Origin of the sequence: Haloechinothrix halophila YIM 93223 (assembly GCF_000504245.1) — a bacterium.
In the GTDB taxonomy this organism is placed as follows: Bacteria; Actinomycetota; Actinomycetes; order Mycobacteriales; family Pseudonocardiaceae; genus Haloechinothrix_A; species Haloechinothrix_A halophila.
In genome coordinates, this window is record NZ_KI632509.1 from 3,686,084 (window position 1) to 3,711,850 (window position 25,767).

The 25,767-nt window shown below is 68.8% G+C and carries 22 protein-coding genes and 1 tRNA gene; 5 read left to right on the top strand and 18 right to left on the bottom strand.

Annotation, left to right across the window (positions count from 1 at the left end; genetic code table 11):
- Nucleotides 1–31: 31 nt before the first annotated feature.
- Entirely contained in the window at nucleotides 32–2,299 is a 2,268-nt protein-coding gene (locus AMYHA_RS16905; protein WP_169732945.1) for an ATP-binding protein, read from the top strand.
- A gap of 176 nt (nucleotides 2,300–2,475) precedes the next feature.
- Here AMYHA_RS16905 and AMYHA_RS16910 read toward each other — a convergent pair whose 3' ends face one another.
- The 5 genes from AMYHA_RS16910 to AMYHA_RS16930 all read right to left on the bottom strand — a co-directional run bounded on the left by AMYHA_RS16910 (nucleotide 2,476) and on the right by AMYHA_RS16930 (nucleotide 8,875).
- Complete coding sequence (locus AMYHA_RS16910) at nucleotides 2,476–3,819, bottom strand: MFS transporter (protein WP_034277635.1); 1,344 nt, start codon at nucleotides 3,817–3,819, stop codon at nucleotides 2,476–2,478.
- A 267-nt stretch (nucleotides 3,820–4,086) separates the two neighbouring features.
- A complete protein-coding gene (locus AMYHA_RS16915) occupies nucleotides 4,087–6,444 on the bottom strand; it encodes an FtsX-like permease family protein (RefSeq protein WP_157362187.1) in 2,358 nt (785 codons plus the stop codon).
- A complete protein-coding gene (locus AMYHA_RS16920) occupies nucleotides 6,441–7,145 on the bottom strand; it encodes an ABC transporter ATP-binding protein (protein WP_051400014.1) in 705 nt (234 codons plus the stop codon). The genes AMYHA_RS16915 and AMYHA_RS16920 overlap by 4 nt, the downstream gene beginning before the upstream one ends.
- The gene (locus tag AMYHA_RS16925; RefSeq protein WP_034272483.1) at nucleotides 7,142–7,684 is read right to left on the bottom strand and encodes a PadR family transcriptional regulator; all 543 of its coding nucleotides are present in this window, start codon (nucleotides 7,682–7,684) and stop codon (nucleotides 7,142–7,144) included. Before AMYHA_RS16925 ends, AMYHA_RS16920 begins: the two co-directional genes overlap by 4 nt.
- A gap of 192 nt (nucleotides 7,685–7,876) precedes the next feature.
- A complete protein-coding gene (locus AMYHA_RS16930; protein ID WP_456236142.1) occupies nucleotides 7,877–8,875 on the bottom strand; it encodes a DHH family phosphoesterase in 999 nt (332 codons plus the stop codon).
- 83 nt (nucleotides 8,876–8,958) lie between these two features.
- Between AMYHA_RS16930 and AMYHA_RS16935 the strand changes: the two genes are divergently transcribed.
- Nucleotides 8,959–10,011, top strand: a complete 1,053-nt coding sequence (locus tag AMYHA_RS16935) for a TRM11 family SAM-dependent methyltransferase (RefSeq protein ID WP_034272486.1) — start codon at nucleotides 8,959–8,961, stop codon at nucleotides 10,009–10,011.
- Nucleotide 10,012: 1 nt separating this feature from the next.
- On the opposite strand, the gene rbfA is transcribed toward AMYHA_RS16935, so the two are convergent.
- The 6 genes from rbfA to rimP form a co-directional block, all read right to left on the bottom strand.
- Nucleotides 10,013–10,450 carry a 30S ribosome-binding factor RbfA gene (gene rbfA / locus AMYHA_RS16940; RefSeq protein ID WP_034272488.1) on the bottom strand — a complete coding sequence of 146 codons (438 nt, stop codon included), beginning with the start codon at nucleotides 10,448–10,450 and terminating at the stop codon, nucleotides 10,013–10,015.
- Complete coding sequence (locus AMYHA_RS16945) at nucleotides 10,443–10,766, bottom strand: DUF503 domain-containing protein (protein WP_034277640.1); 324 nt, start codon at nucleotides 10,764–10,766, stop codon at nucleotides 10,443–10,445. The genes rbfA and AMYHA_RS16945 overlap by 8 nt, the downstream gene beginning before the upstream one ends.
- An 82-nt stretch (nucleotides 10,767–10,848) precedes the next feature.
- On the bottom strand, nucleotides 10,849–13,755 hold the full coding sequence (infB, locus tag AMYHA_RS16950) for a translation initiation factor IF-2 (RefSeq protein ID WP_034272490.1): 2,907 nt from the start codon (nucleotides 13,753–13,755) through the stop codon (nucleotides 10,849–10,851).
- Nucleotides 13,756–13,866: 111 nt separating this feature from the next.
- Complete coding sequence (locus AMYHA_RS26530; protein WP_084037328.1) at nucleotides 13,867–14,343, bottom strand: YlxR family protein; 477 nt, start codon at nucleotides 14,341–14,343, stop codon at nucleotides 13,867–13,869.
- Complete coding sequence (nusA, locus tag AMYHA_RS16955; RefSeq protein WP_034272492.1) at nucleotides 14,264–15,307, bottom strand: transcription termination factor NusA; 1,044 nt, start codon at nucleotides 15,305–15,307, stop codon at nucleotides 14,264–14,266. Before nusA ends, AMYHA_RS26530 begins: the two co-directional genes overlap by 80 nt.
- A complete protein-coding gene (rimP, locus tag AMYHA_RS16960) occupies nucleotides 15,304–15,870 on the bottom strand; it encodes a ribosome maturation factor RimP (RefSeq protein ID WP_034272494.1) in 567 nt (188 codons plus the stop codon). Before rimP ends, nusA begins: the two co-directional genes overlap by 4 nt.
- Nucleotides 15,871–16,057: 187 nt before the next feature.
- Here rimP and AMYHA_RS16965 point away from each other — a divergent pair, with 187 nt between their 5' ends.
- Nucleotides 16,058–16,999, top strand: a complete 942-nt coding sequence (locus tag AMYHA_RS16965; RefSeq protein ID WP_231104786.1) for a ferritin-like domain-containing protein — start codon at nucleotides 16,058–16,060, stop codon at nucleotides 16,997–16,999.
- A gap of 34 nt (nucleotides 17,000–17,033) precedes the next feature.
- Here AMYHA_RS16965 and AMYHA_RS16970 read toward each other — a convergent pair whose 3' ends face one another.
- From AMYHA_RS16970 to AMYHA_RS16990, 5 genes are read right to left on the bottom strand one after another with little or no spacing between them, the layout of a single operon-like run.
- Nucleotides 17,034–17,744 carry a hypothetical protein gene (locus AMYHA_RS16970; RefSeq protein WP_231104787.1) on the bottom strand — a complete coding sequence of 237 codons (711 nt, stop codon included), beginning with the start codon at nucleotides 17,742–17,744 and terminating at the stop codon, nucleotides 17,034–17,036.
- Nucleotides 17,745–17,775: 31 nt separating this feature from the next.
- Nucleotides 17,776–19,356, bottom strand: a complete 1,581-nt coding sequence (locus tag AMYHA_RS16975; protein WP_051400016.1) for a PH domain-containing protein — start codon at nucleotides 19,354–19,356, stop codon at nucleotides 17,776–17,778.
- On the bottom strand, nucleotides 19,353–19,838 hold the full coding sequence (locus AMYHA_RS16980) for a PH domain-containing protein (protein ID WP_034272497.1): 486 nt from the start codon (nucleotides 19,836–19,838) through the stop codon (nucleotides 19,353–19,355). The genes AMYHA_RS16975 and AMYHA_RS16980 overlap by 4 nt, the downstream gene beginning before the upstream one ends.
- Before the next feature lie 16 nt (nucleotides 19,839–19,854).
- Nucleotides 19,855–21,261, bottom strand: a complete 1,407-nt coding sequence (locus AMYHA_RS16985; protein WP_157362189.1) for an amidase — start codon at nucleotides 21,259–21,261, stop codon at nucleotides 19,855–19,857.
- Nucleotides 21,262–21,306: 45 nt separating this feature from the next.
- On the bottom strand, nucleotides 21,307–21,693 hold the full coding sequence (locus AMYHA_RS16990) for a hypothetical protein (RefSeq protein WP_034272502.1): 387 nt from the start codon (nucleotides 21,691–21,693) through the stop codon (nucleotides 21,307–21,309).
- A gap of 270 nt (nucleotides 21,694–21,963) precedes the next feature.
- Between AMYHA_RS16990 and AMYHA_RS16995 the strand changes: the two genes are divergently transcribed.
- Nucleotides 21,964–22,040: transfer RNA gene (locus AMYHA_RS16995), tRNA-Ile, on the top strand.
- A 92-nt stretch (nucleotides 22,041–22,132) separates the two neighbouring features.
- Here the strand turns inward: AMYHA_RS16995 and AMYHA_RS17000 are convergent.
- A complete protein-coding gene (locus AMYHA_RS17000) occupies nucleotides 22,133–23,107 on the bottom strand; it encodes an arsenic resistance protein (protein ID WP_034272504.1) in 975 nt (324 codons plus the stop codon).
- Entirely contained in the window at nucleotides 23,104–23,508 is a 405-nt protein-coding gene (locus AMYHA_RS25925) for an ArsR/SmtB family transcription factor (protein ID WP_051400017.1), read from the bottom strand. The genes AMYHA_RS17000 and AMYHA_RS25925 overlap by 4 nt, the downstream gene beginning before the upstream one ends.
- Before the next feature lie 351 nt (nucleotides 23,509–23,859).
- Between AMYHA_RS25925 and AMYHA_RS17010 the strand changes: the two genes are divergently transcribed.
- Entirely contained in the window at nucleotides 23,860–25,764 is a 1,905-nt protein-coding gene (locus AMYHA_RS17010; protein ID WP_051400018.1) for an FUSC family protein, read from the top strand.
- Nucleotides 25,765–25,767 lie beyond the last annotated feature (3 nt).

A 25,767-nucleotide genomic window follows, 5' to 3' on the forward strand; every position in this document is an offset into this window, starting at 1 on the left:
GCGGCGCCATGAACTCGCCAAGATCCGCACCATGCTGGGCAACAATCGGCCGGTGACGCTGCTCGGCGTCGGCGGCGTCGGCAAGACGCGGCTGGCACTGCGCGCAGCCCACGACCTGCACCGGGCGTTCCATGACGGTGTCTATGTCGTCGACCTCGCTGGGCTGTCGGACACCAGGCTGCTCGCACAGACCGCCGTCGCCGCGCTCGACCTGCGCGACGACTCCCCGCTGCAGCCGACCGAGCGACTGGTCGAACAGCTGGCCGATCGGCAGCTGCTGATCGTGCTGGACAACTGCGAGCACCTGATCGACGACTGCGCCGCGCTCGTCGACGCCATCCTCAGTAGCTGCCCCGACGTCAGGGTGCTGGCGACCAGCCGCACCGCGTTGCAGATTGAGGCGGAGTGCACGCTGCCGGTGCCCCCACTGTCCGTGCCAGCGGACGATCTCTCGCCCGAGGCGCTGCTGGCATCGGACGCCGTGCAGCTGTTCACCGCCCGCGCGACGGCCTGCTACCCCGACTTCGAGTTGACCGAGGGCAACGCCGCCGTCGTCGCCGAGCTGTGCCGCCGTCTGGACGGTATCCCGCTCGCGCTAGAACTCGCCGCGGTGCGCATCCGCTCGCTGTCGGTAGCGCAGATCCTGGACGGCCTGTCCGACAGGTACCGGCTGCTCACCCAGGGCAGCAGGACCGCGCTGCCCCGGCAGCGCACGCTGCGCTCGCTGATGGATTGGAGCTATGACCTGCTCACCGAGGACGCCCAGCTGATGTGGGCGCGGATCTCGGTGTTCGCCGGCAGCTTCGAGCTGGACGCGGCTGAAGGCATCTGCACGGACGATGCGCTGCCGCGCGAGGACGTTCTCTACCTGCTCGCCGAACTGGTCGACAAGTCGGTGCTGCTGCGCGACGAGCGGGACGGGCAGGCGCGCTACCAACTGCTGGAGACGATCAAGGAGTACGGCCTGAACCGGCTGCGTACCGCCGGTGAGCTGGCCACACTGCGGCGGCGGCACCGGGACTGGTACGCCGGGCTCACCGCGAAGTCGCTCGCCCAGCTGGAAGACGGTGAGCAGGTCGAGGCCTACCACCGGCTACGCGCTGAGCAGGCCAACCTGCGCGCCGCGTTCGACCTGTGCACGACATCGGCCGAGCACGCGCGTATCGGCCTGCGCATGGCCGCCGACCTGCGACATTTCTGGGTCATGTCCGGTACGTTCAGCGAGGGCAGGCGCTGGCTGCGCGAGCTGCTGGCACTAGCACCCGATGCGCCGGAGGCCGTCGGTGCGCTCACCGCGGTCAGCAAACTCACGGTGCTGCAGGCAGACGTCGCCGAGGGACGCCGACTGCTCGCGCAAGCACGCGTGCTGGCGACGTCGACCGGTCAGGAGGCGTGGCTCGCCGAGATCACCCACAACGAGGGCATCGCCTCGCTGTTCCACGGCGACCCCGCTACCGCGCTGACTCACTTCACCGACTCCTACGACGCGCACAAGAAGGCGGGCAACGACTTCGGAATCATGTTCGCGCTGATCCAGTCGGCCGCTGCCCGCTCGCTGCTCGGCGAGACCAGCTATGCGCTGGAGCTGTGCGAGGAATGTCTTGAGATCAGCGAGCGACACGGCGACCGCTGGTGCGCCGCACTGGCCATGTGGACGCAAGCGCTGCTGCGGTGGCACTGGAACGAGGCGGAACGCGCCGAGGCGCTGGCGGCCGAGACGCTGGCCATCAAGGAGGCATTCGACGACCGGCTCGGCATGGCCATGGCGATGGAGCTGATCGCCTGGGTCACCGAGAAGCGCGGTCAGCACGCCCGCGCGGCCACGCTGCTCGGCGCCGTGCAGTCCGCGATGCGCTCGGTCGGCGCGCCTTCACTGTTCAAGCACCTTGAGCGGGGCCACGCCGTATGCGAGGAACGGACCAGGGCAGCACTCGGCGAGACCTGGCAGACCCACGTCGACAAGGGTGCCGCGATGGACATCGACAGCGCGCTCTCGCTGGCGCTGCGACGCACCGCCAAACCAATCGTGGCGCACCATGCCGACCGACCGGATGACGACCTGACCAGCAGGGAGCGGGAAATCGCCCAGCTCGTCGCGCAAGGATTGTCCAACCGCGACATCGCGGCCAGCCTGGTGATCTCGCCGCGCACGGCGGAGAAGCACGTCGAGAAGATCCTGACCAAGCTGGGTCTCAGCTCCCGCACCCAGATCGGCGTCTGGTTCGCGACCGGGCACCAGGACGACCCCGCTCCCCCGCACTCCCGGTTCCACGACAGGCACCAGGCACTCGGAGCGTGAGCTGGACGTCCACCGCAGTGTGGCAATGAGGGTCCCCCACTCCCCCATTGCCACACGTGGGCCGCGCCGGTGGGAAGCACCACAGGGCCCGCCCGTGCGATGCGGCGAGCACATCACCGCAGAACGACGTTACGTGCGCGGAGGCGTGGCGACTACCTACGGAAGTCGTGAATCGGTTATCGGCACCCTGTCGGGGCGCACTCCCGCGTCGCCAGGGGCGTGTCCCAGGTCCTGCGGCGCAGCCGCACCGGCACGTCCTCCCCGCGCGACTCAGCGGCGAACACGGCGGCGCGGGTGCGGCGGTACCAGACGGCCATCCGCCACGCCCCGATCAGCAGCATGATCACCAGCGCGGACAGCGCGATCCGGAAGTTGCCGTCAGAGAGCTGCAACAGCACGCCGACCAGCAGCGAGGCGATCGTGGTCGCGACGAAGCCGCCGACGTTGACGACACCGGTGGCGGTGCCGACCCGCCACAGCGGGTTATAGTCGCGGGCGAGGGCGAAGCCGACCGTCGAGACCGGACCACCGAGCGAGAGCAACGCGAACGCCACGAACAGCACCCCGAGCGGCAGCGTGCCCTGCCAGCCGAGCACCACCGCCCACACCAGCACTGCGGTCACGAGGTAACCGATGACCAGGGGCATCCGCCGCTCCCTGTGGCTGGAGGTCACCGCGCCGAGCAGGGGGCCAGTGAGCATCGCGCCGATGACCAGGACCATCAGCACGCTGCTCGCGGTCGTTGGTGAGTACCCCTGGCCCTGCACCAGGAACGGCATGCCCCACAGCAGGCCAAGGGTGGTGGGGGCGAACATCGTGGCGAAGTGCGTCCAGAAGCCGAGCCTCGTGCCCGGCACTCGCCATGCCGCCACCACCTGCGCGCCGACCTCGCGGGCGGAGGTGTGCCGTGGCTTCTCCCGCACGCTGCCTTCCGGGACGTCACGCACCGCGAACCGCACCAGGAACACCACCAGCGCCGTCACGATGCCCGCGCCGAGGAACGTCGGCAGCCAGCCGGGACCGGCGAGCAGCAGGGTGAGCGGGACGGTGGCGGCGAGGGCGCCGACGAACCCGAGTGCGCTGGTCAGCGTGGTGACGATGGTGTACTGCCTGATCGGGAAGTGGTTCGCGGCCAGCCGCAGGACCGAAACGAAGGTGAGCGCGTCACCGAGGCCAAGCACACCGCGCGCGGCGAGACCGAGCCAGTACGTCTCAGCGAGGGCGAGCATCAGCTGGCCCGCCGCGAGCAGGATGAGCGCGATGGTGAGGACCCGGCGGGGGCCGTACCGATCGACCAGAATGCCGGTGGGGATCTGCATCGAGGCGTAGACGCCGATCTGCAGCACCGTGAAGGTGCTGAGCGCTGCGGCGCCGACGCCGAACCGATCAGCGGCCTCCAGCCCGGCGACGCCGAACGACGTCCGGTGGAACACCGCGAGCACGTAGACGACGGCGCCGGTGAGCCAGACGATCCAGGAGCGCAGCGACGCGGACCGCACCGGACCAGGCTGTGTCGGGATGGACTTCGGCGAGGGCGACTGTGGCGAGGCGGACGGCGACGAGCTGGGCGACGTCGGCACGGATCTCCTTCACGGGGCGGCGGGCGAACACGAACTCACGGCGCGGCCGGAGGCAGAGCGCAGAACGGTACCCCCGTACCACTACGTATATCGCCCCGTGACCTCGAATCCATACCACGTCCCGCCGTGGGATCGACCACACCGTCGAGAACGTCGCACACAGCGTCCTGAACGCAGGACACAGCGTCCCGAACGCAGGACACGATCTCACTCGGTGCGGAGGTGCTGCGTGGACACAGCGGCGCGGAGCGCTGGCAGGCTCAACGCCGTCAACAGCAGCGAGAGCACCACCGCGCCGACGAACGGCAATGCCACGACCGCCCAGCCGATGCGGATGTGCGCGGCGTCGTCCAGCAACAGCACGGCGGCAAGCAAGCCGCCGCCCACCACCGCGAGCAGCGCCACCAACGCGAGCGGAATCGCGTTCTGCCACAGCAGCGACCGGGCCAACGCGCCGAATCCGACGCCGCTCGCCGACATCGACGACAACGCCCGTGCGCGTTCGCGCAGGTGCTCTGCCGAGGTCACCAGCACGCCGAGCACCGCGACACCAAGGACGAACAGCAGACTCGTCGTGAGCAACGCACCGATCGAGCCGATGTCTCGGTACACCACGCCCATCATGGTGACGCCGTTCAGCGGCTCCGGCGGAGTCGTGGACAGGCCGTAGGCGCTCTGGATGTACTCCACGAGCTCGGCCCGCGATGCGTTGTCGACCTCCTGGCGGAACACCGCGAAAGCCATCGGGCGGAGGCTGTCGATGTGCTCGAACGCCTCACCCAGCGCGCTCGGCGTCACCACCATCGAAACCTCGCTGAACCCGTGCAACGGTTCGAGTTCCGTCGTGGTGGCCGATCGTGGCACTGTCCACCGTGACGCCTGTTCATTGATCACCAGATCGTCACCGGGTCGCACTTCATACGCCGCGCGCGGGCTCAGAAAGACGTCGCCGTCCTGGCACGCGGACACGACCGTGCTGTCGAGCAATGGGCTGCATTCCGCGATCAACACATCTGCCGGGGCTCTCTCATACTGCTCGATGAAGAAGACACTGCGGTGCATGAGGCCAGTTGTCTCGACGTCGGGACGTTGCCGTAACGCGGTCAACGCTGGCTCGGCATCCGGCGGTGTCTCGACCACCACCTCGCGCTGCGCTTCGGGAGCATCCGGTCTGGTGTACTCATAACTACTGACGAGTACCTGCACAGCGACACCACTAACGAGCGCGAGCGCGAGCCCGCTGAACACGCGTGCCGACGTTCCGCTGTCGAACTGCAAGCGACGGATCGCGAGCTGCCACGACGGCCCACCACGGTCGAGCCGCGTAATTGTGCGCTCCACCGCCCAGGGCAGCAGAGCAGCGAGCCCGAGCAACATCACGAGCACCCCGAGCACAACGAAAGACAGGTAGAGCGGGATATACGTGCGGCTAAGGAACATGGAAGCGAGCCACATCCCCCAGGGCCGCGCAGCCAAGATCGCCAGCCCTGCCCCGAACAGGAGCAACCGCCACCAGAGCCGCCGTCTACGCGCGGTGGCCTGCCGGACTACACCCAACGGCTCCACGATGAGTCGACGTTGCGCCACGAGAGCCGAGGTAATCGCCAGCACCGGAACCACACACACGATCAGTGCCACCAGCACCGGCGACGGCACGATGTCGGAGGCATAGGCCGAGTAACCGAAGAACTCGAACTCCGCGACCACCGGTCGTGCCAGGAGGAACAGCACACCACCCAGCAGCAGTCCGAGCACGGCAGGCACCATGGATTCGGCGGCCGAGATGCGACGCACACGTCGTGCGGAGGCGCCGACCAGTCGGATGGCGGCCAGTCGCCGGTCCCGTTCGGCGCCGGCGATACGCGTGCTCGCGCCGATCAGAATCAGGATCGGGAACAGCAACGTGACGACGCCGACCACGATGATCGTGATGACGTCGATGGGCAGCGGCGCCTCGCCGTGACTTCCGCCGAAGCCGTACGCGGCTAGAACTGGTTGATACGTCCCCTTGGTCTCCTCAACACGGTGGGACAACGAGGCTTCGGCACCGACATAGAACCTCAGGTCACGCGGTTCTACCACCCCGGCTTTGCCAATGGTTCCGACTCGGTGCAGGTCGTCGAACCGCTTCCGGAGCGGCGCACCCTCCGGCGAGTCAAGCAGCTCCCCAAGTGCGGGCGACACCGCGAGTTGTCCCGGTTCGAGGTGGCCCGACAGTCCTGGCGGGACCGGAGCATTGTTCCCTGACGCGTAAACCCAGCTTCCCAGTATCCGCTCATCGCGGAAGTCAACAGCACTGCTTTGCACGTACAGCGGATCAACGCCCGGTCTCTGTGTCAGCTGCTCCGTTTGCTGCGCCTCCCGGGCCTCGTGCTGCTCGACGATGTTCACCATCGACGCCGCGCCCAGCAGCAACGCCACCGCCATCGCGACGCCGAACGCGCCGACCGCCAGCCGTAGCAACGCCGTCGCCGGGTTCCGGCTGACCCCCAGCGCCAGCCGGAACCCGAACGACACGTCGCGCCACCACTGGGTGAGCGCGTTTCCTCCCCCTGTCGGCGTCACGCCAACACCCCCGTCTTTGTACGGCCGTCGCGCACGATCACCTCGCGATCGGCGTACGCCGCGACCCGCGCCTCGTGCGTGACAAGCACGATCGCCGCGCCGCTGTCCCGCGCGGCTTGCGTGAGCAGGCGCATCACCAGCTCACCATTGAGCGAGTCGAGCGCGCCGGTCGGTTCGTCCGCGAAGATGACCCTCGGGGTGGTGACCAGCGCACGAGCGACCGCTACCCGCTGCGTTTGCCCACCGGAGACGTCACCGGGCCGCTTGTGCGCGGCATCGGTGACATCGAACGTCGCGAGCCAGTGTTCGGCCTCCGCTTCGGCAGGCTTTCGGCGCATCCCACCGAGGCGCAGCGGCAGCGCGATGTTCTCCAGGCAGGTCAGTTCCGGCACCAGCTGTCCAAACTGGAACACGAAGCCGAACTCGGTGCGCCGCAGCTCGCTGCGTTCGCCATCGGACAACGTGGTCAGTTCGCGGCCGTCGTAGCGCACCGATCCCGCATCGGGTTTCATGATGCCCGCCGCGCAGTGCAGCAACGTCGACTTTCCTGACCCGGATGGCCCCATCACCGCGACCGTCTCGCCCGCCGTGACGCTCAGCGACGCCCGATCCAGCGCCTCGGTCAGCCCGAACGCCTTGAAAAGCTCCGTGGCCTGAAGCAGCGGCTCGGCGTCCAGGCTGTCCGTCGTGTGTGTGCTCATGTTTCCCCCTCGGTTGTGGTGCGCACTTGCTCCGCCAGCTGGTCGATCCTCGCGGTTGTCAGCTCCAGCCACCGAAGGTCGGCTTCGAGGTGAAACAGCGCGTGATCGCAGATGAGCTGATCGACCAGGTCACCGTCCGACTTGCGCTTGGTCAGCTCACGCATGTGCTTGAGGTGTTCCGCGCGCTGAGCGTCCAGCACCCGTTGCGCGTCTCGTCCGGACAGCAACGCCAGCACCACCTTCGCGTAGAGGACGTTCTGCAGGTACACCTCGGGCTTTTCCGGCGCGGCGAGCCACGCCTCGACGTCGGTGATGCCCGCGTCGGTGATGGCGTAGCGCTTGCGGTCAGGCCCATCGCCCGACTCCCTGCCGACGGCTTCGACGAGGCCGTTGCGCAACAGTCGCGACAGCGTCGAGTACACCTGCCCGTAGTGCAGCGGACGATCAGCACCGAGGTGGGTGTCGTAGGCGCGCTTGAGGTCGTACCCGTGGCGCGGCCCCGCCTCCAGCAACGCGAGCAAGGCATGACCGATTGACATGGCGGCGACTATACATCAAGTGTATACACCGGGTGTATACACGCCCCCATGCATCGTGTCCTGCACTCACGCACGCGTGTTTGTACTCAGAGTAAGGAGCGCAACGCCTGCGGATGCCGAACACGACGTCGTGAGTGTCGAACACAGCGGCGTGAGTGCAGGACACGGCGGCGTGAGTGCAGGACACGGCCGTCAGAGCCGAGGGGCCGCTGCCAAGGCTTTGCGGAGCTGGTCCAGGGCCTCGTCGGCGGTGCCCTCGATCGTGCAGCCCGCGGCGAGCAGGTGTCCACCACCGCCGCATGCCTTCGCCGCCGCCGAGACGTCGATGGCGCGCTTCGCTCGGAGTGACACCGTCCAGCGCTGCGATTCCGTGCGCGGCTCGGTCTCCTTGAGCACGATCGCGACCTCCGCCTCGCTGGTCGCGCGGACGACGTCGATCACGCTCTCGACGTCTTCTGATCGCACCATCGATGTGTCCTCGCGGGTCACGACGGCGTGCACCAGGCCCATGCCCTGCGCGCCGTCCGGCTCGAACTCGGCACCCGAGAGCACCGTCGCGAGCATCCGCAGCCACGCGAACGGATGCGCGTCCATCAGCTCGTAGCCGATCTCACCGGCGTCGGCACCCGCATCGACGAGTCGCGCGGCCATCCGATGGGTGTCACCGCTTGCCCGGCGGAAACCACTCGTGTCGGTGAGCAGGCCCGCGTACAGGCAAGTCGCGATGCGCTTGTCGAGCTCGGTCCCCAGCTCGTCCAGGATCCGCAGCACCAGCACGGTGCTGGCCTCAGCCTCGGTGTCGACGACGTTGTGTGTGCCGTACCGGGTGTCGGATGGGTGGTGGTCGACGACGAGCACGGACCCGCCGGCCCGTTTCGTGGCGTCCACCCGTTCACCGAGGTCACCAAGCCGCTCGACCACGGGCGTGTCCACGGCGACCAGCAGTTGCTCCGACTCCGGCAGCGCCGCTGGCGGGACGACCAGCCCTTCCTTGTCGAGACTACTCAGCGGTTCCGGCAGCTCAGCGGGCTCCGCGAAGCTCACCCGCACGTCGGCGCCACGGGCACGCAGTGCGAGGCCAAGTGCCAGCGCGCTACCGATCGCGTCGGCGTCCGGGTTGACATGACCGAGCAGTGTTACGTCACGCGCGTCTCGCAGCAGGGCGGCGACGTCAGCAAGCGAGGAATCCACACCGCGCACGCTACGCGTTCGAATCGGCAGGCTGGCCAGGCGATACCATCGAACGCCCCCAACCACGTCCGTGAAGGTTGTGCATGACCGACTACGCCCTTTTGGTGCTGCCCGCGGCCAACCGCGTCTACGCCGAAGCCACGAGCACGCTGTTGCGCCACGAACTCGCCGTGCTCGGCAGCCACGGCATGGACGTCGAGCTGCGCGACCTCACCGAGACGCGGATCGGTGGCGTCGAGTACGTCAGTTTCAGCACGCCGTCACCGCTAACGGACGACGATCTCGCGGTGCTAGCGAACGCATCCGCCGTCTACGCGCTGTTCGAGGTCGTTGATACGAGTGAACACGGGCGGGTGCTGCGGCCGGTGACACTCACGCCGCTGGACCGGTTCGACTCCGACTTGCTGACGATCCAGAAGTACGCCGGCAAGACGAACGAGCTGTTCACGCGACTGCTGGTGAACCTGACGTGCATGGCGCTGGACGAGCCGCGCGCGATGCTGACGCGGCGGCTGCGACTGCTCGATCCGCTGTGCGGGCGCGGGACCACGTTGAATCAGGCGATGATGTACGGCTTCGACGCGACCGGCGTCGAGCTGGACGGCAAGGACTTCGAGGCCTACGAACGTTTCATCAAGACGTGGCTGCGCACGAAGCGGTTCAAGCACACGGCGGAGTCCGGGGTGCTGCGCAAGAACAAGCAACGCCTCGGCCAGCGGCTCGACATCACGTACGCGCCGACGAAGGAACAGTTCAAGGCGGGCGAGACGAATACGGTGAGCTACCGGGGAACCGACACGTTGCAGGTGGACGAGCTGTTCCCGCCGCGCTCGTTCGACCTGATCGTCACCGATGCGCCGTATGGCGTGCAGCACGGCAGCCACCGCGAGGCGGAGCTGGCGCGCAGCCCACGTGACCTGCTCGCCGCCGCCGTACCGGTGTGGTCTCGGGTGCTGCGTCCCGGCGGTGCGCTGGGGATCTCGTGGAACGACCGGGTGCTACCGCGCGAAGAACTGGCCGCGATCCTGCGCAAAGCGGGGCTCGACGTCCACGACGGCCCGCCGTTCGACGGCTTCGCCCACTGGGTGGACCAGACAATCGAGCGCGACCTGCTAGTGGCGTCGCTGCCCCGATAACTCAGTCCTCGTCGGACGTCCGATAGGGATCGGGTTCCCCCGCGGGCTCGGCGCCGGTGGCACGGCGGGCGACTTCGGCGTCGGCCTCCCGCGCCTTGGCGAGCAGCTCGTCGATGCGGCGGGCGTCCTCCGGCATGGTGTCGGCGACGAACGTCAGTGTCGGGGTGAACCGGACGCCTGTGCCCTCACCGACCTTGGTGCGCAGCACACCTCGCGCCGACTCAAGCGCCGCGGCAGCACCAGCGATGTCCGGCTGAGCGTCGATGCTGTCACCGAGCACGGTGTAGTACACGGTCGCGTCCCGCAGGTCACCGGTGATCTTGGTGTCGGTGATGGTCACGTTGCCGAGACGCGGATCCTTGATCTCGTGCTCGATGGCGGACGCGACGATCTGCCCGATCCGCTTAGCCAGCCTGCGTGCGCGGGTCTTCTCAGCCACGGCGCACCTCCTGTTCGTGCTCCTCGTCGTCCGGGCCGAACCAACGCCTGCGCGCGGACAATAGTTCCAGTTCCGGTCGCCCGGCCACCTGCCGTTCGCAGGCATCGAGCACGTCGGCGACATGCCCGGCGTCGGTCGCGACAATGGCGATGCCGATCAGCCCACGCCGGTGCAGATCGAGATGCCCTGCCTCGGCGACGCTGACGTCGAATCGCCGCCGCAACTCCGCGATGACCGGACGCACCACGGACCGTTTCTGCTTCAGCGAATGGACATCACCGAGCAGCACATCGAGTTCCAACGCACCTACGTACACCGTGCTCACCCCATCACGACGGTACGGCCGCTGGCATGCGTAGCGCTCGAAAGCGGTACGCATACCAGCGGCTGGCCGTGCGTCAGTCGCGCGGCTTCTCGCGCAGCTCGTAGGTCTCGATGATGTCGTCGACCTTGATATCGCTGTACTTGCCGAGCGTGAGACCACATTCGAAGCCATCGCGGACCTCGACCGCGTCATCCTTGAACCGCTTCAGCGACGCGATCGGCAGATTGTCCGCGACAACGACGTTGTCCCGCAGCAGCCTGGCCTTCGCGTTCCGGCGGATGATGCCCGAGCGCACCATGCAACCCGCGATCGTGCCGATCTTGGACGACTTGAACACCTCTTGGACCTCTGCCCTGCCGAGTTCGACTTCCTCGTACTCGGGCTTGAGCATGCCCTTGAGCGCGTTCTCAATCTCCTCGATCGCCTGGTAGATCACCGTGTAGTAGCGGACGTCGACGCCTTCGCGGTTGGCGATCTCGGTCGCCTTGCCCTCGGCGCGGACGTTGAAGCCCATCACGATGACGTTGTCGGCGATGGCGAGGTTGATGTCGCCCTCGGTGATCGCACCGACGCCACGGTGGATGATCCGCAGCTCGACGTCCTCACCGACATCGAGCTTGCTCAGCGCGTCCTCAAGGGCCTCGACGGTACCCGAGTTGTCACCCTTGATGATCAGGTTGAGCTGGCTGGTCTCCTTGAGCGCCGAGTCAAGATCCTCCAGGCTGATCCGCTTGCGCCGCGCCGCGTGCTGGGCGTTGCGGATGCGGGCCTGCCGCCGCTCGGCGATCTGCCGTGCGGTCCGATCCTCCTCGACGACGAGGAACGTGTCACCGGCGCCAGGCACCGAGGTGAACCCGATGACCTGCACCGGACGCGACGGCGTCGCCTCCTTGACGTCCTCGTTGTGCTCGTCGACCATGCGCCGCACGCGGCCGTAGGCGTCGCCAGCGACGACCGAGTCGCCGACCCGCAGTGTGCCGCGCTTGACCAGCACGGTCGCCACGGGACCACGGCCCCGGTCAAGGTGCGCCTCGATCGCGACACCCTGCGCCTGCATCTCCGGGTTCGCCCGCAGGTCGAGCGTGGCGTCCGCGGTCAGCAGAATCGCCTCGAGCAGTCCGTCGAGGTTGGTGCCCTGCTTGGCCGAGATGTCGACGAACATCGTCTCGCCGCCGTACTCCTCGGCCACCAGCCCGTATTCGGTGAGCTGCTGGCGGATCTTCTGCGGGTTCGCACCCTCGACGTCGATCTTGTTGACCGCCACCACGATCGGCGCCTTGGCGGCCTGCGCGTGGTTGATCGCCTCGATCGTCTGCGGCATCACACCGTCGTCGGCCGCCACCACGATCACCGCGATGTCGGTCGAGCTGGCACCACGGGCACGCATGGCGGTGAACGCCTCGTGACCAGGGGTGTCAATGAAGGTGATGAGCCGTTCCTGGTCGTCGAGCTCTGATGCGACCTGGTAGGCACCGATGTGCTGGGTGATGCCACCCGCCTCGCCCTCGGCGACCTTCGCCTTCCGGACGGTGTCCAGCAGCTTGGTCTTACCGTGGTCGACGTGACCCATCACGGTCACGACCGGCGGCCGGTACTCGAGATCCTCCTCGTCGCCCGCGTCCTCACCGAAGGTGATGTCGAAGGACTGGAGCAGCTCGCGGTCCTCTTCCTCGGGGCTGACGACCTGAACGTTGTAGTTCATCTCGGAGCCGAGCAGCTCCAGGACGTCCTCGGAGACGGACTGCGTCGCCGTGACCATCTCACCGAGGTGGAACAACACCTGCACCAGCGAAGCCGGGTTGGCGTTGATCTTCTCGGCGAAGTCGGTCAGCGAAGCGCCGCGCGGCAACCGGATGGTCTCGCCGCCGCCCTTGGGCAGACGCACGCCACCAACGGACGGCGCCTGCATGTTCTCCATGTACTCCTGGCGCTTCTGCCGCTTCGACTTGCGACCGCGCTTGCTCGGACCGCCGGGACGGCCGAACGCACCCGCGGCACCGCCACGGCCACGACCGCCACCACGGAAGCCGCCGCCACCGGGAGGACCGCCAGGTCCGCCGCGGAAACCGCCGCCACCGCCGCCGGGAGGACCACTTGGTCCACCGGGTCCGCCACGGCCACGACCGCCACCGCCGCCGGGAGGACCACCTGGTCCACCGGGTCCGCCACGGCCACGACCGCCACCGGGACCGCCACGACCGCCGCCGGGACCACCGGCCGGCTTCGCCGGACGCGAGGGCATCATGCCGGGGTTCGGCCTCGGCGGCATGTTGCCGGGGCTCGGCTTGCTGGGGCTGGAACCGCCGCGGGCGGCAGCGGGACGCTCCGTGCCGCCGCCGTGACCACCGCCGGGACGACCCTGCCGTTCGCCGCCCTTGCCGCCACCAGGCCGCGGGCCAGCTGGCCGCGACTGCTGGGTGCCGCCGCCGACGCCGAACGGGTTGTTACCCACCCGTGGCGCGCGCGGACCCGGCTTCGGGCCCGGCTTCGGACCCTGCGGTTTCGGCGGAACGACCGCGCCGCCGGGGCCAGTCTGATCCGGCTTGGGCTCCTCCGGCGCGGGACCCGGCTTGGGGCCTGGCTTCGGTGGCTCCGCCTTCTTCTGCTGCGGCTCCTCCGCCTTCGGCTCCGGCTTGGGCTCCGGCTTCGGTCCCGGCTTGGGACCGGGCTTCGGCGCGGCAGGAGTCTCCGACTCCGGCGCCTTCGGCTCAGCGGGTGCCTCGGACTTCACGTCATTCGCCGGGGCCTGCTTCGCACTGGACTTGGGCTTCGCCTTCTCACCGCCGCCCGATTTAGCAGCGCCGTCCGACTTGCCATCTGGTTTGGGGAACGCGTCGCGCAACCGCCGGGCAACTGGTGCCTCGACGGTCGATGACGCTGATTTCACGAACTCGCCCTGCTCCTTGAGCTTAGCGAGAACCTCTTTACTCGTGACTCCGAGCTCTTTCGCGAGCTCGTGCACGCGGGCCTTGCCTGCCACTGCTCTCCTCGTCTGGTGAGGCCGGCGGCTAGACCCGCAGACCTCGTCCTATCGTCGCGCGTTCATGGCTTCAGCTTCACGGCTGACTCATGACGGGTCGACCTGCTTCCTTTACCTCGGCAAGACACGAGACTTCCTCGTATCTGTCTTGTCGCCACGATCTGATCCGAGCCGGCGATCGAAGTACTCCTCGACGCCATCGACGGCAAGCACCCCAGAAACCCGTAACGCCCTGGGAAATGCCCTCCGTCGAGACGCGGTAGTGAGGCAACCAGGGTCGAGGTGCAACCACGCTCCCCGGCCGGGCATCCGCCGACGTTCGTCGACGACCACCCGTCCTTCCACCGCGACAACTCGCAGCAGCTCGCTGACCGACGCCCGTTTTCGGCACCCGATACACGTTCGCACCGGACCCTCGTACTGCGGGGCCGAAACCGCGCCATCGATCACACTCAAGTCTAACCCCCACCGCTGTTCCGGCCACCACCCCCCAAGGGCAGTGGCCCTGCTAGTCCGCGGGACCGGCGGCAGCGGTGTGCGGCGGCTCGACACGCGCGGCGGGCACCGACTCGCCCGCACCGGCCGCATCACTGCGGATATCGATGCGCCAGCCGGTCAACCGTGCCGCGAGCCTGGCGTTCTGGCCCTCCTTGCCGATGGCGAGCGAGAGCTGGAAGTCAGGCACGACGACCTGCGCCGTCTTGGTGCGCTCGTCGACCACCCGCACTGAGACAACTTTCGCGGGCGACAGCGCATTCCCGACGAAAACCGCCGGATCGTCGGCGTGATCGATGATGTCGATCTTCTCGCCGTTCAGCTCACTCATCACGTTGCGCACCCGAGACCCGACCGGCCCGATGCAGGCGCCCTTCGCGTTGACGCCAGGCACCGTGGAATGCACCGCGATCTTGCTGCGATGCCCTGCCTCGCGCGCCACCGACGTGATCTCGACGGTGCCGTCCGCGATCTCGGGGACCTCGAGCGCGAACAGCTTGCGCACCAGGTTCGGATGTGTGCGCGAGAGCGTGATCTGCGGGCCACGCAGACCACGTGACACCCCGATCACGTACGCCTTGAGCCGGGCGCCGTGCTCGTACGACTCGCCAGGTACCTGCTCAGCCGCGGGCAGCACGCCCTCGGTGTCGCCGAACGCGACCATGACCATGCCCCGCGCGTTGGCGCGGGAGTCACGCTGCACCACCCCGGCGATGATCTCGCCTTCCTTGGCGGAGAACTCGCCGTAGGTCTTCTCGTGCTCGGCATCGCGCAGCCGCTGCAGGATGACCTGCCTCGCGGTGGTCGCCGCGATCCTGCCGAAGCCCTCCGGAGTGTCGTCCCACTCCTCGGCGACCTCACCGTGTTCGTCGAGCCGGTAGGCGATCACCCGGACGTAGCCGGTTTTGCGATCAATATCGATCTTGGCGTGCGGCTGGTGACCCTCAGTGTGCTTGTACGCGGTCAGCAGGGCGGACTCGATGGTGGCGAGCACAGTCTCGAAGGGGATGTCCTTGTCCCGCTCGATCGCGCGTAGTGCCGCGATGTCGACGTTCACTTCGGATCCTCCTTCTTCTTGCCCCCAGTGTGCCTCTGACCGGCCGTTTTCGCCGCCTCGATGACGTCTGCCTCGTCCGCTTCGAGCTGTTTGAGTTCCTCGGTGCGCGGCTGTTTGAACTCGATCTCGACGACGGCCTTGGCCACCGACTGATACGAGACGTCCCTGATCCGGGCGTCGACCAGCACTCGTACGCTGTTCTCCCCCGCGTGGCCAACCCGGCCCACGTACTCCTTGCCGTCCTTCGGCGTGATCCGGACGAGGCGGAACCGGGCGCGGCGCCAGTGGCGCTGTGTGGTCAGCGGCCTGCTCAGTCCAGGCGAGGTGACCTCGAGCTCGTAGGAGCCGGCGATCAGATGATCGTGGTCGTCGAGAGCGGCCGACACCGCACGGTTCGCGTGCTCCAGCTTGCCGACCTCAACACCGTCGTCAGAGTCGACGGTGACCTTGACCAGCTTCCTGCGACCTGCCTGCTGAACCTCTAACGCGTCGAGTTCGAAGCCGACGCTGCTGACCGCGTCGGCCACGATCGGTTCCAGCCGTCTGGCGAGATCATTGGGCAAGGTTGACTCTCCCCTATTCGGCTGCGGCGAGCAATTGTCGTTCAGTCGCGACGCCTGGCCGGAACCAGCCCCTACCGGTCCGGTCAGCGCAATCGCTGTCAACCCAGCTTAGAGCAAGCCGCGCCGGGACGAACGTTCGCGCCGCCGAGGCGAGCCTGCCCAGCGACACCTGGCAGGATGGCTCACCGTGCGTGCAGGGGCGAGATCAGGCATCACCGGGTTGAGCAGGCGGGACGTGCTGCGTTCCTGCGTGCTGGCCGCGTTCGCCGTGCCACTGTCGGCCTGCCGTGAGGGCTACGACGACTCACCCGATCCGCTGAGCGCGCTCGTGGCGGCAGCGCGCACCGACGCCGAGAGCGCCCGCACGATCACCGGATCGGGCGCCGAAATCGCCACCGCCGTGGCCGAGGTGCGCGCCGCGCACGCCCACGCGCTCCAGCGGGAGGTCACCCGCGCCAACCGGCCACCAGCCGCGTCACCGCAGCTCACGCCGGTGACCGATCTGGCATCGCTCGGTGCGCGATTGCGCACGGCGGCCGAGCGCGCGCTGACGTTGATGCGTACCGCACCAGCCCATCGCGCGGGCCTGCTCGGGTCGGTGGCGGCGGGCTGCGCGAGCGCGCAGGCACTGGACGACGCGCTCGGCGACGTGAGCAAGCCCACGTTCGATCCGCCGAAACCGTCCGGGGAACTGGCCGACGACGTCGTCGGCGCGCTGCAGCAGGCGCTCGCGTCCGAGCATGCCGCTCTCTGGGTCTACGAGCTGGTCACCGCCTTCCTGCCGGAGACGTTCGATGACAGCATCGGTGCCGCGATCGACGAGCACCGCGGACGCAAAGACACCGCGACGCGGCTCATCAGCGACAGCGGAATGATGCCCGTGCTCGCCGAGCCCGCCTACCAGCCACCGAAGCCGGTCACCGACGACGTCTCCGCGATGGCGGCCGTGGTGTCCGCCGAGGGGGACGCGGCGACGACCTGGCGCGGCGTGCTGGCCCGCACCAGCGACGCCACCCTGCGTAGTTATGCCGCCGACGCGCTGCGGGCCTCCGCGGTGCACACGACCCACTGGCGGGCCGAGGCGGGCATGTCTCCCGCCGCCGTCGCGCTGCCCGGCACGCCTGCCTGACCTGCGGCGCGGCCGCCCGGAGGGCTCGCCGACTTCAGCCCTGGTGCTTCGCGACGCCCACGGCGGCGGTCGCGATCTTGTCCAGCAACGTCCGGTCGGAGTGCCCGCCGTAGAACGCGGCTTCGACGATGGTGACGGTGTCACCATCCAGTTCGGAGGCGTACCCGCCGCCTGCGACCTGCGGCGCGCTTGGCAGCTGCACGGTGCCATCCCGCACCATGTCGGACACGTTGCCCGTGCCGTTGGTGTCGGTGATGCCCTTGAGTTCGGACGCCTTCGGGTCACCGGGCATGGTGACCGCGATAACCGAAACCAGCGCCTTCACCTCGCCAACGGTTGTGGCGTAGAGCCCCCGACTGACCTGCTTGCACGGGTTGTTGGCCAGCCAGTTCCGCACCTTGCCATAGGACACGGCGGCGCAGTCCGATGTGACGTCGGTGGGTGCCATAGGCCGGAACGTGAACCGTCCGATCTTGACCTCGCTGGGGGTCTTCGCATCGGTCGGGGACGGCGAGGTGGTATCCCCATCGGACGTCGCGGGGGCGCTCGTCGCCGGTTGCCCACCGGCGGTCGGCGTCATCGGACCAGGGTCGTGCCGGATCAACCACCACACGAACCCCGACACCACCGCGACCCCCAGCAACGTCGCCGCGAGCAGCAACGCCCGCACGGTCGGCGGGCGCTGGTTGGCGGGCGACAGCATCGTCGTAGGGTTGGCAGGTTCCTGCCCTGTCGGGTTGGTCATGGCGGTCACTACCGTAGCCGCTCCCGCTAGGTCAGCGCTCGCGATCCCGTGCCAACCCGGCGGCGTACGCCTCATCCGGCCGCTCGACGAACTCGGCGAGCAGGCCAGGCACAGCCTCGTCGGCGAACGCGATGCCCTCGGCGACGTCGACGTCCGGGATGGTGTACGCGCCGCTGCCCGCCGCCGTGGTCGCGACCAGGGTGAGTAGCCCCGCTCTGCGCTGGAAGATGGACTGCCGCACTGTCCAGCCGATCACCCCGGTGCGCTGCAACAACGCGGTCGAACGCCGCACCGCGCCCCGGCGCGCCACCAGGTACCGGCCAGACAACCCGTGGGCGAGGTTGCGGAAGGCATCGATAGCCAGCAGCACCGCAACGGGCACGGCGATCACCGCGAACACCCACGGCACCGCAGCCACCAACCCCCCGAACGCCGGCCCCGTCGCCGCCGCGATCCGGTCCCCCGCCGCGATCTCGATCGCGAGCAGCACGGCGAACACCAGCACCACTGGGGTCAGCGCCCACCGCAGCCGTCGCGACCGCGCCGCGCGGGGATGCGGCGTCAGGCTGGTGAGCGCGCTGGCGACGTCCGGTTCTCGCAGCACTTCGGAGACCACCCGCAGCGCGACCGCCCTCGGCGCGGCGGGCAGCAACGTCTTGTGCGCGGTGCGTTCGCCTTGGCCACCGTCGCGGATGCCGGTGGCGATAGCGTCGACGCGGCCGGCCCGCGCCAGCCGGACGCCGAGCGGTTCGATGATCTCCGCGCCGCGCAACCGCCGCTCCTCCAGCGAAATGGACCTGCTGGTCAGCAGCCCGCGCCGGACATGAAACGTTCCGCCTGGTTCGCGGTCGAGCCGGTAGCCCCACCACATCTCGACGAACAGCAGTGTCGCGCCGATCGCCCCGGCGAGCAGCACGCCCACCACGACGGTGATATAGCCGAACAGCGCGGCGGCGATGAGCAGGTCGGTGACGACCGAACCCACGACGTCGTCGCTGTCGCCGAACCAGCTCGCGACGTTGGCGACCGCGCCGACGGCCGCCGCGCCCAGTGCCGGGGTGAGCATCGACAGCGGCGCGTAGCCCGCCCAGCGCCAGTCCAGTTCGGCAATGGTGCCGTCGGCGGTGCGCGATTCGGTGTCGACGGCGTGGCGCAGCAGCTCGTGTCGCAGCTGATGGGCCCGTTCCCGCGAGACGGCGTCGAGCTTGACCTCGGACTCGCCGGACTCGCCGTGTTGCCCGGTGCCGATGACGACGGCGGCGATGCCGAACAGCCGCTGCACCGGACTCGCTGTGACGTCGACGGTGCGGATGCGGTCGCGGGCGAGCGAGCGGCGCCGGTTCAACACGAACGAGAATCGCAGCTCAAGGCGTTCCTCGGTGAGGCGGAACGTGGTGGCTCGCCATCGGATGTAGTCGACGCCGACGCTCAGCCCGAGCACCGCGACCATCCCGCCGAGCACCACGAGCACGGACAGCGCGACCGGCGTGCCGGACGAGATCAGCGTGCTGCCCACGACCAGCGCGCCGACGACCGCGATGGACCCGGTGAGCACAGCGGTCATGGTGATCATGCGCCGGTCGAGGCGCTCGGCGTTCTCCAGTTCGCTCATGTCGCGTCGCCCGGCGTGGCCTGGGTGATCTGGGTCAGCTCAGCGGCGAGGTCGGCGGCCAGGTCGGCGTCGAGCCCCGCGATGCGGACGGCGCCCTTGGCCGACGCGGTGGTGACGGTGACGGTCGCGAGCCGCAACAGTTGTTGCAGCGGCCCGCGCACGGTGTCGACCGTCTGGATGCGCGACATCGGCGCGATCCGCGACTCCTGCCAGAAGTAGCCGGTCCGGGTGTAGACGGCGGTGTCGGTGACCTCCCAGCGATGCACCCGGTACCACCACAGCGGCATGATCACGCCGTAGGCGACGCCCACAGCGGCCGCGATTCCCGCGGGCACGACCAGCACCGGCGCGACGAGCAGCCCGAGGGCCGCCAGCGCGGCCACAATCGGCCCGACGACCAGCGCGATCCACGCGCGCCACCACAGCAGGCAGCGGCGGTTGAGCTGATTGTTCGGTGGTCGCAGGCGCACCGTGTTCCCCATGCGCCCACCCTAGCCACTACGACCGGAAGACTGGGCGGTGCTGCGCCCATGGCCGCGCGGTTTCCAGCTGCGCGGCGACCTGCAGGATGCTCACCTCGTCGTGGGGCCTGCCGACGAGCTGCACCGACAGCGGCAGGCCATCCGCGCCGAACCCGGCTGGCACGGCCGCGGCCGGGTTGCCAGCCAGATTCCACAGCGCCGTGTAGGCAATCATCGGCAGCGCACGCACCTGCGCGGTGAGCGAGTTCGCGCCGTCCAGCGCGCCGATCCGGCGGGGCCGATGCGCGATGGTCGGCGTGAGCAGCAGATCGACGTCGTCGAACACCAGGTTGACCTTGGCTGCGAACTTCTCGGTGTTGTCGACCGACCACTGGATGGCCTTCTCCGGCATGAGCCTGGCCAGCGCCAGAGTCTGCTTCGTGCGCCGTTCCAGCAGTTCGGGGTGCTCGACCAGCCTCGCCTCGTCGCGCACACCGCCGTAGAACTGCGGGGTGAACATCGCGGTGGCGTCCGGGTAGCGCGGGGTGATCTCGCGGACGTCGTGGCCGGCCTCGCGCAGCGCCGCCGCGGTGTGCTCCAGCGCGGCGACGTGCTCCGGATCGGGACGCAGTCCCCGCACGGCTGGCGTCGCGGAGTAGCCGATCCGCAGCGTGCCGGGCGGGGTCGCCGCGGCGTCGACGAAGCTCATGCGGGGTTCCTCGGCGTGCCAGCGGTCGACGCCGACACTGCCCCTGATGGCGTCGTAGAACAGCGCACTGTCGGCGACGCCCCGGGTCAGCGGGCCGGAGGTGCCCAGCGTGAGCCAGAGGTCGCGGTGCGGAGCGGTGGACACCCTGCCCCGCTGTGGCTTGAGTCCGAACAACCCGCAGCACGCTGAGGGGATGCGGATGGAGCCGCCACCGTCACCGCCGAGCGCGGCCGCGATCATTCCCGACGCGACCGCCGTCGCCGTGCCGCCGCTGGACCCACCGGGGGTGCGGGTGGTGTCCCACGGGTTGCGGGTGGCGCCGTACGTTGCCGACTCGGTGAACGGCCACTGCCCGAACTCCGGCATCGTGGTCTTGCCGACGATCACCGCGCCCGCTACCCGGAGTCTGCGCACGACCTCGGCGTCGGCCGTGGCTGGCGTGCGGTTGGCCAGACCACCGAACGTGGTGACCGCGCCCTCGACATCGACCTCGTCCTTGATCGCGACCGGCACCCCGTGCAGTGGCCCGCGCTCGGCAGCGGGGACATGGTCCCGCTGTGTCGCCTCAGCGAGCGCGGCGTCGGCGAGCACGGCGCGGAAGGCGTTCAGCTCGGGATTGAGCCGGTTGATCCTGGCCAGCACCGCCTCGGTCAGCTCGCGCGAGCTGACCTCGCCGGACGCGACGAGGCGGGCCTGCTCCGTGAGGCCCGCGTACATCAGTTCTTCGGTGTCCATGGCAGGCATTGTCTCCGCCAGTAGGTTCAGGTGCCGTGCGACCGGTCAGTCCGCGAGCGGCACCAACCGCACGAACCGCACCCGGGTCGTCGGCTCGATCCGCACCAGTTGCTCGAGGTTCTCGTACTGCTGGTCACCGATGAAAACGTAGTAGAACCCGTGGTCGAATCCCTCAAGAGCGGAACGAACCACCTCATCGACGTCGATACTCCGGCCGTGCGAACCGTCCGGCTGCCGCTCGATCTGGTCGGCAGCGAGCACCCGCAGGAATCGCCGGAGGCGGTCCGGGTCGACCGCCAAGCCGACTTCGCCGCGCACGACGTCGGCGATGAGCTGCCGCAACGGAACTGGCTGGTGAGGCTCGTATGTGAGCTCGTGTGGCTCGACGACGGCACGAGACCGCCCGAGCACCCGAGCTTCGACGAGCATCACGATTCCTCCTCGAGCGCGGCCACATGGATCACCTCACCCACTAGTCCCTCTGATGAGCCAATCCGTTACGCACCGATGCCGCTCGTACCACCAGGTGGACGTCACTATTGCGCCGAACGCGCGATCATGCTGTGACAGCATTTCGCTCAAGGGGACGAGTCAGTGGGAAAACCACGTACCCGAGAGTGGCCCGATGCTGGTCAGCGCGCTACAAACACGCGGGGTGGTATGCACCCCGACGCCCAGCCTGCGTAGGCTGAGCGATCAGAAGGGCCGGTAGCTCAGTTGGTTAGAGCAGGGGACTCATAATCCCTTGGCCGCGGGTTCAAGTCCCGCCCGGCCCACCACAGTGGTCACTGCACGGACATCCTGCTTCGAGGCCGTGGCTGGCGCGGCAACGGTGACGACGGGTGGTTTCGTGGTCGGGCGGCCGAGTGTCTCAGCGGGTTGGTTGCCGGTGTGGCGAGACCAGGCGGGGGATGGCGTGAACGTAGACGACCATGCCAACCAGTTCCACCAGGGTTTGGGTGACCACGATGACCGGGGTGATCGCGTACGCCTCGGGTAGCGCCAGCGCCAGGGGCAGCACGACGAGGGAGTTGCGAGTGGCGCCGGTGAAGATCAGGGCGCGGGAGCGGCCGACGTCGAGCCGGAACACCCGAGCGAGGGCCAGCCCGAGTCCGGCCATCACGATGAGGAACGCGGCGTAGAGCGGGACGACGGTGACGACCTGGCTCAGCTCGTGGCTGATCTTGGGGATTTGACCGGCGACCACGACGAGCAGTGTGGCGGCCATCAGCGGAACCAGGGCTGTGGTCATCGCCGACGTGATCACTTCCCCTGAACGGCGGCGTACGGCGAGTGCCTCGGTGGCCAAGGCCAGGCCCAGCGGCAGGACGATGAGGATCAGGAAGGCTTCCAGGAACGGGCCGACCTCGACCATGTCGGATAGGCCGGGGCCGAGGAACAGCAGCAGGAAGATCGGCAGCGTCAGTACCTGGGCGAGCATCAGCAGCGGTGTCGCGGCGAGTAGTCGGTTGCTGGCTCCTCCGGCAAGACCGGTGAACACGATCACGTAGTCGATGCAGGGGGTGAGCAGCACGAGCAGCACGCCGAGTAGTACCGCCCGCGGTAACGAGACAACGAGGGTCAGGGCGGCCACCACGAGGGGAACGACGGCGAAGTTGATCGTCAGCGCGGCGCTGACGAAGCGTACGTCGCGGAACGCGCGAGTCAGCGTGACGAACGGCACCTGCAGAAACGTCGCGTACAGCATGGCACCCAGTACCGGATAGATCGCGAGCTCCATGGCGGGCGCGGTCCCCGGTAGCGCCAGACCTATCCCGGCGCCGAGCAGGAGCGCGGCGAGGTAGATGCCGATCTGGTGGCGTTCAAGCCACTTGGCCGGACTCATCCGCTCTGCCCGATGGCGGGTTCGCCGGCGGGTGTGCAGGCCAGACACGCCAGCAGCCCGTCGATCGACCCGGCCGCGTGCCCGGTCAGCTGGTCGAGTAACCCACCGATCTCCGGTGTCGCCAGCCGGTAGAACGAGCGACGACCCGCGCGGCGCACGGTGGTGTAGCCGCAGTCGGTCAGGCAGCGCAGATGCACCGACACCCGAGGCTGACTCACCGGCACCGCCTCCGTCACCGCACCCACGGTCAACTCCCCGCGTTCGCGCAGCAACCGCAGGATCCGCAGCCGCACCGGATCGGCCAGCGCCGCCGCGGCCTTGGCCACCACCCGAGCCCGCAGGTCCTCGTCCAACTCATCCAGCGGTACTGCGCTCGCTTCGTCGACGGCGTCCACGCTCATCGGCCCGCCTCCTGGTCATCACATCCATTCGGTGTCCCGAATGCTACCAACAACTCATTCGCTTTGCCGAATAATGCGGGACCCAACGGATACGACAGCGTCACCCGGACGAGGAACCCGAGATCGCGAAAACCCAACGGTAAGGGATTGCCACCGCATTGCCACCGCACTGACGCGCGTTGCCGTGGCGCGAACGTGGGCGAGCGGCTCGACCGATGTGGCACGCGTCAGGCCCACCAGCGAAAGCGCCGTCGCATCGGTGTGGTTTCCTGACGACGTGGTCGACGCGAGAGACGAATCCATGGCTGCTCGCGCGATGCGCCACCACCGGAAACGCGAAGCGACCCGCCGTTGACCGGCGAGCGACCGCAGCCGTCACCTCGCCCGCTGAGCGAGGTCGCCGCCCCGCACTGGCTGACTCAACTACTCAGCACGACCACGACACCGGTGCACTGGGGACAGTTGGTGCGCGCCGCGGCGGCGCTGTCCGTCCCGATCGCCGCGGGAAGCATCACTGGTCACACCGGAATCGGCATCGAGGCCGCGCTCGGCGCGCTCTGCGGAACGTTCGTCGCCCGCCGTGGGCCATACCGCTTCCGGCTACGGCATATGGGGTGGGCGACGCTGGCAGGCGCGACCGGCTTTCTCGCCGGTGGACTCGCGGCGGGCAACGGCTGGGTGACCAGCGCGGTGATCGTCGGGCTCGCTGTCGTCTCGGAGGTAATCTCGACGGCAGGCGCCACAGCATCGGCCGCCGGCCTGCAGTTGCTGATCTTCGCCATCCTGGGTGCCGGCCAGCCACTGACCAGCGGACCTGTACTCGCGACCGGCTGGTTCCTCGCCGGTGCGGGATGGGCGGTCCTGCTCGCCATCGCGGCCTGGCCGGTGCGGGCCACCGCACCGGAACGCGCCGCCGTCGCCGCGGTGTACGAGCAGATGGCCGCGATGCTGGCCGCGCGGCAGTGGCGGCAGACCGCCCAGGCACGGCAGCGGCTCACCGCCGCGCTCAACGACGCCTACGACGCGCTGCTCACCGCGCGATCCCGGCTCGAAGGCCGTGACGAGACGTACCGCAGGCTGTTCGCGCTCCTGTCTGACGCCACGCCCGTGATCGAAGCCTCGGTGGCCGCGATCAAGACCCGGAACCACACCCCGCCCCACGAGATCGACGCCCTCCGCGCCATCGCCGACGCGATCCGCGCCAACCGCCCGCTGCCCAACCCCGACCCCGGCCCCGCGCCAGAGACGGCACTCGGACGCGCCTTGCGCGATCTGTGCCGTGACGGCGACGCGGACACCCACGCGCCGCCGCACACGCGCCGCTCATACCGCGAGCGGCTGACCACCTGGCTGGACGACGCGCTCGGCGGGCCGGCGACCTGGACCCACGCCGCACGGCTCGCGCTCTGCATCGCCCTCGCCGAAGTGGCCAGCAGACAACTGGACCTGGAACGCTCCTACTGGGTGGCACTAACCGTGGCACTGGTGCTGAAACCAGACTTCGGCTCGGTGTTCGCCCGCGCCGTCCTCCGGGCGGGCGGCACCGTGTTCGGAGTCCTGCTCGGCGCCGCCGTCCTGCTCATCGACCCACGCGACTGGGCACTGCCACTCGCCGTCGCGATCCTGGCAGCACCGCTGCCCCTCGCCAAGGAACGCAACTACGGCCTCTTCTCCATCTCGATGACACCGCTGGTCATCGTGCTCGTCGACCTCACACAGGCAGGCAGCGCGTCGTTGCTAAGCGCCCGCCTCATCGACACCATCCTCGGCTGCGCCATCGTGCTGGTGTTCGGCTACCTATGCTGGCCGGACAGCAGACGTCCCCAGCTCGGCACCCAGATGGCCACTGCCACCGACACGGTCGCGCGCTACGCCGCGCGCGCACTGGCCGCACACCCCGCAGGGCACTCCACACTGCGCCGCACCACCTACCGGACGCTGTCCGACCTCCGCGTGGCAGCACAACGACTCATCCCTGAACCCTCCCGAGCGGGCCGCAACGCCGCCGCCTGGTGGCCCGCGATCATCGGCCTCGAACGACTCACCGACGCCATCACGCGAGCAGCCCTCGACACCCCACCACCCACAGCCGACGTCGACCAGATCGTCACCGCGATCCAGGAGATCGCGACCGCCATCCGCGCCGAACGCCCGCCCGCCGACCAGCCCCTGCCAGCCGAAGGACCCCTCTCTGTCGTGGCCGCGGACATCATCGCGCTTCGCGGTGCACTCCGCGATCCCCTGCAGAGTTACTAGTGC